Raw genomic sequence first — 11745 nt, 5'->3', positions numbered from 1 at the left:
TGGACAAGGAGGAAGAATTTTTTTATGAAAATGTTGGACGCTCATGAGATCATTTCATTTATCAGCAACAGCAAAAAATCTACACCGGTAAAAGTTTATATAAAAGGAAGTTTAGATGGAATCGACTTTGGTCCTTCTGCCAAAACCTTTATTAACGGCAATACAGGTGTAGTGTTCGGCGAATGGGCGGAAATTTCACAAGCGATTCAAAACAATGAAGATCGCATTGAGGATTATGTAATCGAAAATGATCGCCGCAATTCTGCTTTGCCTCTAATTGATTTAAAAGGAATCAATGCACGTATCGAACCTGGTGCCATTATCCGCGATCAAGTGGAAATCGGCGATGGGGCCGTCATCATGATGGGTGCCGTCATTAATATTGGCTCCGTTATCGGTGAAGGAACGATGATTGATATGAATGCGGTTCTTGGAGGACGTGCGACTGTCGGGAAAAACTGCCATATAGGAGCAGGTGCCGTTCTTGCAGGTGTAATTGAACCGCCTTCTGCAAAACCTGTCATTATTGAAGATGATGTGCTTGTTGGCGCTAATGCGGTGATTTTGGAGGGTGTAACTGTCGGAAAAGGTTCGGTAGTAGCAGCCGGTGCGATCGTAACAAAAGATGTTCCGCCTAATACGGTGGTGGCCGGTGCTCCTGCAAGAGTGATCAAAGAAATTGATGAAAAGACAAAATCCAAAACAGAAATTATGCAGGAACTTCGGAATTTATAATGTGAATCAGCGTGGATGCCAGCATCCACGCTTGTTTGTAGTTTGTCATTAAAGGAAGCGGATGAACTTTCTACGTTCCGCCGTTTACGGAAAAAGGAAAGAAAGGGAGAAATCGCATGGCTATCAGCCAGTTTATTCAAATACGCCGTGATTTACACCAAATTCCAGAGCTTGGTTTTCAAGAAGTAAAAACGCAGAAATATTTGCTTGAGTATCTTCAAACATTACCGCAAGAACGAATGGAAATAGAAACATGGAGAACCGGAATTTTTGTAAAAATAAAAGGATTAAAACCTGAAAAAACGATTGGCTATCGAACAGATATGGACGGGCTCCCCATCGAGGAAGAAACGGGTTTGCCTTTTCGATCCACACATCCAGGGCGTATGCATGCTTGCGGTCATGACGTTCATATGAGTATTGCCCTTGGTGTGTTAACGCATTTTGTTCATCATCCTGTCCGTGATGATCTTGTTTTTCTGTTTCAGCCTGCTGAAGAAGGACCGGGCGGGGCTTTGCCGATGATGGAGAGCGAACAAATGAAAAAGTGGAGACCCGACATGATTTTTGCCCTTCATATAGCCCCCGAATATCCGGCCGGTACGATTGCCCTTAAAGAAGGACTGCTATTTGCCAATACGTCGGAATTGTATATTGATTTAAAAGGAAAAGGGGGACATGCTGCCTATCCTCATAAAACAAAGGATATGGTGATAGCGTCAGCCCATCTTGTCACACAGTTGCAATCGATCGTATCCAGAAATGTAGATCCACTTGACAGCGCAGTCGTTACTATAGGGAAAATGACTGCCGGCACCGTTCAAAACGCTATTGCTGAAACGGCTCGATTGGAAGGAACCATTCGCACCCTTTCCCCGGAAGCGATGGAAAAGGTAAAAGAACGGATTGAAGCGATTCTGCATGGCATCGAGATAGCGTTTGATTGCGAGGCATCGATAGATTATGGTTGTCGTTATTATCAAGTGAACAATGATCCTGAGCTGACCCGAGATTTTATTCGTTTCTTGGAAAAGCAAGAGGATATCACATTTGTTCCTTGCCGTGAAGCGATGACGGGTGAAGATTTTGGCTACATGCTGAAAGAAATTCCTGGGTTTATGTTTTGGTTGGGAGTTGGTTCGCCTTATGGACTTCACCATTCTAAGTTAAATCCTGATGAAAAGGCGATTGAAACCGGTATTCAAGCTGTCACCTCTTACTTGGCCAGTTTGTCAAACCGCGAATGAAATTCGACGGATCATAAAAACGAATGGAATGGATTACAACAGGGCGTGCGTCTGCTATTGGCAGCGCAGCCCTTTTCTATGTGCGCCCGGCATGTACATGAACTATAGGGTGTAAGTCCCGAACCCCGAAGACAGAAGTAGAGGTTAGCCAAGAGCAAGGGTGTCCGTGGTGACGCGGAATCTGAAGGAAGCTGGAGGCAAAACACCGGTCCGAGGAACACGAACCTCATATAAGGCTAGGTATGATGGAGTGAGTTTGCATAACAAAACAAAGCTCTTTCTGTCGAAGGTCATATCGAGTAAATGAGGCGGATAGATGGTGTGAAAGTGCATGTACTTACCCGGGGAGGTCTGGCGGATATGTGAAGTACTCTTCATAACCTACTTAGTGATAAGTAGCTGAACCGTCAGAAGTCAGCAGAGGTCATAGTATTAGTTGGTCTAGAACAACTAAGAAGGACCGAACAATGAAGAGAGAATAGCCCTTGGTATTCAGTGAGTCATGATGAACACAGAAAACGTAGTACCTCACTTGAGGGAGGAAGCGGTGAATCCCGTGGGAGACCTCTTGGAGGGTGGAGTGACCACTGGCATAAAGAGAACAGCTATTCACGGAAGTTATAAAGACTTGCGTCAATTATCTTAATTGAACCGCCGTATACGGAACCGTACGTACGGTGGTGTGAGAGGACGGGAGTTAATCGCTCCCTCCTACTCGATTAAATGAAGGCGTATTTTTAACATTCCATTTTCAAGTTTATACAGAAGTGCTTCCATACCATAATGATTTAAAAAGGTTCTTTTGAAATGAAGGCATAATATTTTGTTCCGCTAAAAAAACATGGTAAACTTAAAATGAAAATAGTAATCAATTCCAATCGTAGTAGTTTTCCTTTTAATGGGACATAATAAAAAAGGAGAATTTCTTCTGATTAAAATTATTTCTTTTTTATACTTATTTTAATTGAATTGACTAGCAATGTATTATTTATTATAATGACAAGTGTAATCAGGAGAAAGTAATTTAGAATATCTGGAGGGATCTGTATCATGGCAGAACGTTTAGTAGGGAAGCAAGCTCCGCGTTTTGAAATGGAAGCAGTATTGCCAAACAAAGAATTTGGAAAAGTTAGCTTGGAAGAAAACATGAAAAACGGTAAATGGACTGTTTTATTCTTCTACCCAATGGACTTCACATTTGTTTGCCCAACAGAAATTACAGCCATGTCTGACCGCTATGATGAATTTGAAGATCTGGATGCTGTTGTAATCGGTGCTTCTACTGATACCGTTCATACCCACTTAGCTTGGATCAATACTGACCGTTCCGAAAACGGAATTGGAGAAATCAAATACCCACTTGCAGCTGACCATAACCAAAAAGTAGCTCGTGATTATGGTGTTCTAATCGAAGAAGAAGGTGTCGCTCTTCGTGGTCTCTTCATCATCAATCCTGAAGGTGAACTTCAATATCAAGTAGTTCATCATAACAATATCGGCCGTGACGTCGATGAAGTACTCCGTGTGCTTCAAGCACTTCAAACGGGTGGATTGTGCCCTGCAAACTGGAAACCAGGTCAAGCTACTTTGGAAGTAAAATAAGCTTAGCTTTTAACTACTAATAAGAGAGTTAATCCAGCTTTCCCCATTCGTCTGAACACCTTTCTAGCTTGAATTCTTCCGGTAGATTGGAAACGACAGCCGGTTTCTAAGTAAGAGGAATGATTTGCAAATGGGAAGCAGGATCGTGATTGGAAGGAGGCCTAACCGAAGTCGTTAGGCCTTTTTTCAAAATGAATAAGGAGGAATATATCCATGAAATTGCGTGAACCGATGCCGGAATTAACCGGTGCAACGACTTGGCTCAACGGACAGGTGACAAGAGACCAACTTGTAGGTGAAAAACCTACTTTAATCCATTTTTGGTCTGTAAGCTGCCATATTTGTAAAGAAGCAATGCCACAAGTAAACGAATTCCGTGACCGTTATAAAGATAAATTAAACGTTGTGGCTGTCCATATGCCTCGTTCCGAGAAAGATTTGGATATCGATCAAATTAAGGAAGTGGCTGAACAACATGGAATTACACAGCCTATTTTTGTTGATAACGAACATAAATTGACAGATGCATTTCAAAACCAATACGTACCGGCTTATTATGTATTTGATAAAGAAGGAAAACTCCGTCATTTCCAAGCTGGCGGAAGTGGGATGAAAATGCTTGAAAAACGCGTGAATCGCGTATTGGAAGAATCCGAAAAAAGCGAATAAAGTGAAGCTATGATCATTAATATAAAGTTTCATCTTCACTTAGGTCAATAGAACCAATCGGGCATTTAGCGACAGTTGTTCTGTACTTGCATGCTCAAAAATTTTAATCAGGTTGTCGTCGATATAGCCGACAACCTGATTATTTTTTAGACTGAATATTTAGAATAGTGGTTCATATATATGGCAATAAAAATACATCGACACATGGAACCGATCTTACTAGATCGGTTTTTATTATGAATTTTGAATGTATTTTTGTTTGCTCTCTTTGTCAACAGAACAGGGAGTTTTTCTCATCACAGTATGATTTTATGGTTTTCTTAAGCTTATTTGGGAAAGATATAAAAGAAAGCGGATCGTATGGAAAATGAATTTCCAACATGATGAAAATGATAGGATGGCAATCTGGCTGGTAAGATTGCCATACATGTAGTAGGGAGGGGTCAAAGTGGAATTTGATAACGTCATGTTGAGCCGTTTATTAACAGGAATGACGCTTTCTTTTCATATTATCTTTGCAACGTTAGGCGTGGGCGTGCCTGTGATGATTTCCTTAGCTGAGTTCATTGGGATCAAACGAAAGGATCCTCACTTTTTGCTGCTCGCGCGCCGTTGGGCGAGAGGATTTACGATCTCTGTTGCCGTTGGCGTTGTGACAGGTACGGCTATAGGCTTGCAATTATCCATGCTATGGCCTTCATTTATGGAAGTTGCCGGCCAGGTGATAGCACTTCCACTGTTTATGGAAACGTTCGCTTTCTTTTTTGAAGCGATCTTTCTAGGCATTTATCTTTACACTTGGGATCGCTTTAAAAACCGTATTTATCACTGGTTGCTTTCCATACCGGTGATGGTGGGATCTTCTTCTTCGGCACTTTTTATCACGACTGTAAATTCATTTATGAATACACCGCAAGGATTTGAATTAAAAAACGGAAAAACGGTGAATATTAATCCGATCGAAGCGATGTTTAACCCTGCTACACCTTCCAAAGTACTGCATGTGATATCGTCCGGTTATGTTACATGCGCAGTGATTTTAGCCGCAATCAGCGCTTTTGCTATTTTGCGAGGAAGAAGGGGGGAATATGAAAAGAAGGCGCTGCGGATGACCATGGTATGCACGCTTGTTTTCTCTATTTTTACGGCGTTGGCGGGAGATTTATCGGCTAAATTTTTAGCGCACCGGCAGCCTGAAAAATTGGCGGCGGCAGAATGGCATTTTAATACGGAAACAGGTGCCGATTTAATCATGTTTGGTTCATTGGATCGCCATCATGATGTCCATTATGAAATTCGCATTCCAAAGATGTTAAGTTTTTTGTCCGGAAATTCTGTTGATACGAAAGTAATTGGGTTGAATGATTTTCCAAAAGATGAAAGACCGCCGCTGATTATTCACTATATGTTTGATTTGATGGTTGCAATTGGTGTTTTTCTTACAGCTGTTTCTGCTCTATATATTCTCTTATGGGCCTTTAAGAAAAAAGAATGGAACAAATGGCTGTTGTGGGCGATCGTGGCTTCCGGTCCGTTGGCGGTGCTGGCCATCGAACTAGGATGGATGTTAGATGAAGTAGGTCGGCAGCCGTGGATTTTAAGAGGGTATATGAAAGTGGCAGATGCGGCCACAAAAGGAAATGGAGTGGGTCTGGCATTTACATTGTTTGCGATTTTGTATTTCATTTTGACCATTATGTGCTGTTTTGTCCTGAGTAAAATGTTTAAAAATAATCCGGCAGAAGTGGAATTGGAACGGCGATTCCCTTATGTAGATCCGAAATAGTTTCAGCGTTGGAGTTTGATTGTTTCCGAAATGGACAGCTGATCGACAAAGTCTATTCTAAGAGTCAAATATGAAGGGAGAATGCAGTGTGTTTACTCCTTTTAAAGGACTATCAGAATGAAAGTGTTACATTCAACATTTCATCATTCAGACTTATGTATGCAAGTAGAAGGGAATTTGGAAAGGAGGATGAGCAATGAGCCTAGAAATCGTTGGAATCACTGTTTTATGGACGTTTTTATATGGATATTTAATAGTGGCTTCCATTGATTTTGGAGCAGGGTTTTTTGATTTCTATGGAAAAATTACAAAGCAGGAACATGTCATGAATACACTCATTAGCCGTTATTTATCGCCGGTTTGGGAAGTGACAAACGTATTCTTTGTATTTTTCTTTGTCGGCTTAGTCGGATTTTTCCCGGCGGCAGCCTATTATTATGGCACCGCTCTGTTGATTCCGGGTAGCATTGCGATTCTTTTGTTGGCGATTCGAGGTTCTTTTTATGCATTTGGAAATTATGGATCGCGAAGAAGCCTCGTTTATTCATTTTTATACGGTGCAACCGGCTTGTTGTCTCCTGCCGCTTTATCGACGACGTTGACTATTTCAGAAGGCGGATTTATAGAGGTGAAGGATCATAAAGTGCATTTTTTGGCCAATAAGCTGTTTGCCAGCCCGTATTCATGGAGCGTTGTCTTTTTAGCCATTGTTTCCGTTCTTTTTATCAGTGCTGCATTTTTGACTTACTATGCTGATCGGGCGAATGACCTTAAGGCAAGAACGTTGTTGAGAAAGTTTGCTCTCTTTTGGAGCCCTCCGACTATTTTAGCAAGCTTACTCGTATTTTGGGGTCTTAAAGTCCATAATCCTGTTCATTATGACAGAGCTCTTGATTATTGGTGGATGTTTGCCTTATCGTTAATTTGCTTTCTGACAGCTGTTTATTTTATCTACCGTCAAAAACGATTTGGCACTGCATTTATTTTCGTTATGCTGCAATTTTTCTTTGCCTTTTTTGGATATGGAGTCTCACATTTACCGTATATTTTATATCCTTTTATTACCGTGCATGAAAATGTGACCAATCCGGCAATGGGGACCTCATTAGTGGTTGCTTTTATATTCGGGCTTTTGCTTTTAATCCCGTCTTTAGTTCTGCTTATGAGACTATTTTTGTTCGATGCGGATTATGTAAGAGGGAAAAAATGAATGTGATTGAATGTAAGGATGCTATTCATAAGAATCGTTGTAGTGGCTTTTAATGAGACTCAGAACAATGTCCAGAGCCCCTTTAAAACAAGCAAAAACCTCCTTTTTTGAAAGGAGGTTTTTGCTTGTTTTAAACTTCCATAATAATTGGAAGGATCATTGGGCGCCGTTTCGTTTTTTCATATAAGAACGGTGCCAAGGTGTCGGTAATTTCGTTTTTTATTTCCGACCATTGAGAAGTTTTTCGTTCCAACATTTTGTTGATATGCTTCGTGATCATCGCTTGAGCTTCGTTGATAAGATCACCGGATTCCCGCATATAGACGAATCCGCGTGAGATGATATCAGGTCCAGCAGCGATTTTAAATTCTTTCATATTGATACTGACAACGACAATGACTAAACCTTCTTCCGATAAAATTCGGCGATCTCTTAATACGATATTTCCGATGTCTCCGATTCCGCTTCCATCAATATAGATGGAGCCAGAAGGGATTTTTCCTGCGATCGTTGCCGAATTTTTTCCAAGAGCCAATACATCACCGTTGTCCATTAGGAAGCAATTTTCTTCCGGAATACCACAATCCATTGCCAGTCTTGCATGCATTTTTTGCATCCGATATTCACCGTGGATCGGCATGAAAAATTTCGGTTTAATAAGGCGGAGCATTAATTTTTGCTCCTCCTGTCCGCCATGCCCGGACGTGTGAATATTATTCAAGGAACCGTGAATCACATCGGCACCTGCTCGATAAAGCAAATTGATGGTGCGGTTAATGCTGATCGTATTACCCGGTATTGGCGAAGAGGAGAATACGACCGTATCTCCTGGCTGAATTTGAATTTGCCGATGGGTTCCATTGGCGATTCTTGAAAGAGCAGCCATCGGCTCACCTTGGCTTCCCGTACAAAGTATGGTGACTTTATGGGCAGGCAGGCGATTAAGCGTTTGAGTGTCAACAAATGTATCTTTCGGACAGCGAATGTAGCCAAGCTCTTGCCCGATTTCAATAGCCGATTCCATGCTTCTTCCAAAAACGGCAATTTTCCTGTCGTTTTGAACCGCTGCTTCAGTTACCTGTTGGAGACGGTGAATATTTGAAGCGAATGTGGCAAAAATAATCCGGCCTTTTACTTTTCGGAAAATAGCCTCAATGCTTTCTCCTACCCGCCGTTCCGACATTGTAAATTCAGGTACTTCACTGTTTGTGCTGTCCGATAGCAGGCATAAAACGCCTTCTTTTCCGATTTCCGCCATTTTGGTTAAGTTGGCAGGTTCACCGACGGGAGTAAAGTCGAATTTGAAATCTCCCGTATGAACGATATTCCCAGGAGGCGTTTTAACAACAATTCCATATGAATCCGGAATGCTGTGTGTTGTCCGGAAAAAGGTGACAGACGTTTTGCGAAATTTAATCACGTCATCTTCGCGAATTTCGTGCAGTTTCGCTTGTCTTAATAGACCATGTTCTTCCAGTTTATTTCGAATTAAACCAAGAGCCAATTTTCCTCCGTAAATCGGAACATTTACCTGCCGCAGAAGATAGGGGATGCCACCGATGTGATCTTCATGGCCGTGGGTAATAAATAAACCTTTAATCTTATCTTCATTTTTGACTAAATAGCTGTAATCCGGAATGACGTAGTCAATTCCCAGCAGTTCGTCTTCCGGGAATTTGATTCCGGCATCGATAAGGATGATTTCATCTTGAAACTGTACGCCATAAGTGTTTTTTCCGATTTCGCCCAATCCTCCTAAGGCAAAAACGGCTGCTTGATCATTTTTTACAAATTTCATATATGTCTATTTCTCCACCTTGAAGTCTTCTCTTTGTTTTTCATATTCCAAATAGGCCCCTTCCAGTGGCTGAATATATTCGATACTGATGGGGCGATCTTTTAATTTTTGGCGTACATCCCTTTCAGAGTCTGCTTCTATAAACAAAGCGACTGTATTTTCGCGAGTTGGAACCTCCGTGTTTGATTCTTGATAGTAAACTTTGTAAATCAATGTACTCACTCCTTTGCCGTTTTAGTAACTTTTTCTATTATATAAAAAGTTATTAACTTTTTCATGCATTTTCATAGCGCTAAATCATTTCCAATAATTTACACAAAAAAACTGTTCATAAAGATAGCCCTCCCAAAAGAGAAGGGCGGTGCCAAAAACTAAGCGATAGACTTTTTGCGTAATAGGTCTTTCCACTGTTTTAGGAGCTTTTTTTTAAGCTTCTTTAACATAGTGGATCACTCCCTTGCCTTTATTGTACTACAAACTTGTCCAAAGGAAAAGCCGCCCTTAAGATGGCCAGCATTGTCATTTACGTCTCTCCCACATTAGTTTATATACTGTTGATAGTATATGGAATTGACCGAAAAATTTGCATTGCCCGTGTTGGAACATTTAACCTATTTGACAAAATGGTGCTTGTAGTTTACCTTAACCATCAAGTAATGATTCTATGTGAGGAGTTTGAGTGATGAGTAAAATAGTCTTTTTTGACATAGACGGCACATTGTTGGACCATGAAAAAAAACTACCCGAAAATACGAAAAAAGCGATTCAGTTGTTAAAGCAAAGCGGGGTGTACACTGCGATAGCAACCGGGCGGGCTCCGTTTATGTTTGCCAATTTAAGGGAAGAATTAGAAATCGAATCTTTTGTCAGTTTTAATGGCCAGTATGTTGTGTTTGAAAACGAAGTGATCTATCATCGGCCTTTTTCTGTTGACCAGATGGAACGGTTGGAAAAAGAGGCAAATGGCAGAAATCATCCGCTCGTATTTATGACTGACAAAACGATGAAGTCGAATATACACCATCATCGCTATATAGAAGAAAGCTTGGGCACATTGAAATTTTCACATCCGGAATACAGTCCTCATTATTATCGAAATCATGATATCTACCAGGCGCTATTGTTTTGCAAACCAGGTGAGGAGGCTTATTACGAAGAACGTTTTTCCGACTTTCGTTTTATCCGCTGGCATGAGTATTCAGTGGATGTACTACCTGCAGGCGGTTCTAAAGCGGAAGGGATTAAAAAGTTGATCGCAAAGCTTGGATTTCGTATTGAAGACGTTTATGCGTTCGGTGATGGATTGAATGATATCGAAATGCTTCAAACAGTAGGCACGGGCGTTGCCATGGGAAATGCATTGCCTCCTGTAAAAAAACAAGCGGATATCGTCACGAAAGATGTGGCCGAGGATGGAATTTATGAAGGATTAAAAAGGTTGCAGCTTATTTAAATCATCTTTCCCAAACGGCGACTGACGTCGACCTCTAAAAAAGGTTGTACCCTTTCCATTTTGGCTATGGATGAAAAATGATCCGCAGTCTTCATGGAAAGGGTTGGCCTTTTGACAATTTGACTGTTTTTCTAAACGGAAATTTCTTTTGATTTGAACAGTAACGATTGATCTTATTTTTTCAGCGCGTAATTGCTACTGCATTGTCAATAGGTGCAAATGGATTTTCTTTATTAATATGATCGTAAAACATGATACCGTTAAGATGATCAATTTCATGCTGAAAAACAATTGCCGGTAGACCTTTTAACCGTAATTTGATTTCATTTCCTTCCGAGTCATACCCTTTTACAGTCACTCTTGCATATCGAGGTACATAGCCTGGAATCGGTTTATCTACTGATAAACAGCCTTCTCCTGAAGCTAAATACGCTCTTTCCACTGAATGGCTTATAATTTTCGGATTAAAAAGCGCATAGCTGTAAAGTTTTTCATTTTCGTCTTCCACATGGACAGCAATCATTCTTTTGGAAACGTTGATTTGCGGCGCTGCTAGTCCAATGCCTGGCCTTAATCCGTATCGTTCGGCGATTTCCGGATCTTGGCTATTTTTTAAATACTCGATTAAACTCTCTAGTATTTTTTTATCTTCATCGGACGGCGGCAGTGAAACTTCCTCAGCGACTTTTCGCAAAGTTGGGTGTCCATCACGAATGATATCTTTCATGGTTATCATGAAAATTCCTCCTTTCGACAGAAATTTACAACTGCCGTAATTAAGTCTAACAAATGATCATTCATTTGTTAATGGTTTTGTCCCGCGCGAAAAGCGATTTCTATCCATACTTCTAAATTCTCAATGGTCGAATCAACCAATTATAATTTAATAAACGCTCACTGTCGATAAATGACCTCTAAAACCAGTATACGCTTCTAGTGAAACTAGATTTCTTCCTTGGCTCCATATATGGGCAGAAATGAGGAAGAAGTGTACAACAGCTGATTTTGAACCGGAAACAACGCCGTATTACTTCTATATAACAGAAAGATTTAAACAAACCGTGTTTATAAAACAGATTATTATATTTGAATAATACAGAAAGAAATAATGAAAGAAAAACTGCTATTTTGTTTGACTTTTTAAAGAAAAATGGTTTAAACTAGGTTCGTAAAATGAAAATTGTACTAATGAAAATACGGAAAATGAATGGTACAGTTTGCGGTGCTTTTTCATACACAGGCAGA

10 protein-coding genes are annotated in these 11745 nt (G+C 40.6%); 7 read left to right on the top strand and 3 right to left on the bottom strand.

Going from position 1 to position 11745, the window contains the following annotated elements; genetic code table 11:
• The first annotated feature begins 24 nt into the window (after positions 1-24).
• From dapD to N1I86_RS02895, 6 genes are all read left to right on the top strand, one after another.
• Positions 25-735: a 2,3,4,5-tetrahydropyridine-2,6-dicarboxylate N-acetyltransferase gene (gene dapD, locus N1I86_RS02920; RefSeq protein ID WP_003354396.1), complete on the top strand. Its 711-nt coding sequence runs from the start codon at positions 25-27 to the stop codon at positions 733-735.
• Between the two features lie 116 nt (positions 736-851).
• On the top strand, positions 852-1982 hold the full coding sequence (locus tag N1I86_RS02915; protein WP_341094858.1) for an N-acetyldiaminopimelate deacetylase: 1131 nt from the start codon (positions 852-854) through the stop codon (positions 1980-1982).
• A gap of 1050 nt (positions 1983-3032) precedes the next feature.
• Complete coding sequence (locus tag N1I86_RS02910) at positions 3033-3584, top strand: peroxiredoxin (protein WP_003354398.1); 552 nt, start codon at positions 3033-3035, stop codon at positions 3582-3584.
• A 213-nt stretch (positions 3585-3797) separates the two neighbouring features.
• Entirely contained in the window at positions 3798-4253 is a 456-nt protein-coding gene (locus tag N1I86_RS02905) for a TlpA family protein disulfide reductase (RefSeq protein WP_003354399.1), read from the top strand.
• Between the two features lie 448 nt (positions 4254-4701).
• The gene (locus N1I86_RS02900; protein WP_003354400.1) at positions 4702-6039 is read left to right on the top strand and encodes a cytochrome ubiquinol oxidase subunit I; all 1338 of its coding nucleotides are present in this window, start codon (positions 4702-4704) and stop codon (positions 6037-6039) included.
• A 196-nt stretch (positions 6040-6235) separates the two neighbouring features.
• On the top strand, positions 6236-7249 hold the full coding sequence (locus tag N1I86_RS02895; RefSeq protein WP_003354401.1) for a cytochrome d ubiquinol oxidase subunit II: 1014 nt from the start codon (positions 6236-6238) through the stop codon (positions 7247-7249).
• Between the two features lie 130 nt (positions 7250-7379).
• On the opposite strand, the gene rnjA is transcribed toward N1I86_RS02895, so the two are convergent.
• A complete protein-coding gene (gene rnjA / locus N1I86_RS02890; RefSeq protein WP_003354402.1) occupies positions 7380-9047 on the bottom strand; it encodes a ribonuclease J1 in 1668 nt (555 codons plus the stop codon).
• Positions 9048-9053: 6 nt separating this feature from the next.
• Positions 9054-9260, bottom strand: coding sequence for a DNA-dependent RNA polymerase subunit epsilon (locus N1I86_RS02885; protein ID WP_003354403.1), 207 nt, complete (start codon positions 9258-9260; stop codon positions 9054-9056).
• A gap of 469 nt (positions 9261-9729) precedes the next feature.
• Here N1I86_RS02885 and N1I86_RS02880 point away from each other — a divergent pair, with 469 nt between their 5' ends.
• Positions 9730-10500 (top strand): Cof-type HAD-IIB family hydrolase, encoded by a 771-nt coding sequence (locus N1I86_RS02880; protein ID WP_003354406.1) that lies wholly within the window; start codon positions 9730-9732, stop codon positions 10498-10500.
• Positions 10501-10681: 181 nt separating this feature from the next.
• On the opposite strand, the gene def is transcribed toward N1I86_RS02880, so the two are convergent.
• Complete coding sequence (gene def, locus N1I86_RS02875; RefSeq protein ID WP_003354407.1) at positions 10682-11236, bottom strand: peptide deformylase; 555 nt, start codon at positions 11234-11236, stop codon at positions 10682-10684.
• Between the last annotated feature and the right edge of the window lie 509 nt (positions 11237-11745).

Source organism: Bacillus sp. FSL W8-0116 (assembly GCF_038003825.1).
Taxonomy (GTDB): Bacteria; Bacillota; Bacilli; order Bacillales; family DSM-4216; genus Bacillus_O; species Bacillus_O smithii.
Note: the sequence above shows the minus strand (reverse complement) of the source record. Positions and strands in the feature narration are given on the sequence as shown.

What these genes read in the sequence shown, in the direction of transcription:
- N1I86_RS02880 (WP_003354406.1), top strand. Translation starts at nt 9,730, where the DNA reads ATGAGTAAAATAGTCTTTTTTGACATAGACGGCACATTGTTGGACCAT.
- N1I86_RS02910 (WP_003354398.1), top strand. Translation starts at nt 3,033, where the DNA reads ATGGCAGAACGTTTAGTAGGGAAGCAAGCTCCGCGTTTTGAAATGGAA.
- N1I86_RS02915 (WP_341094858.1), top strand. Translation starts at nt 852, where the DNA reads ATGGCTATCAGCCAGTTTATTCAAATACGCCGTGATTTACACCAAATT.
- rnjA (WP_003354402.1), bottom strand. Translation starts at nt 9,047, where the DNA reads ATGAAATTTGTAAAAAATGATCAAGCAGCCGTTTTTGCCTTAGGAGGA.
- N1I86_RS02895 (WP_003354401.1), top strand. Translation starts at nt 6,236, where the DNA reads ATGAGCCTAGAAATCGTTGGAATCACTGTTTTATGGACGTTTTTATAT.
- dapD (WP_003354396.1), top strand. Translation starts at nt 25, where the DNA reads ATGAAAATGTTGGACGCTCATGAGATCATTTCATTTATCAGCAACAGC.
- N1I86_RS02905 (WP_003354399.1), top strand. Translation starts at nt 3,798, where the DNA reads ATGAAATTGCGTGAACCGATGCCGGAATTAACCGGTGCAACGACTTGG.
- def (WP_003354407.1), bottom strand. Translation starts at nt 11,236, where the DNA reads ATGATAACCATGAAAGATATCATTCGTGATGGACACCCAACTTTGCGA.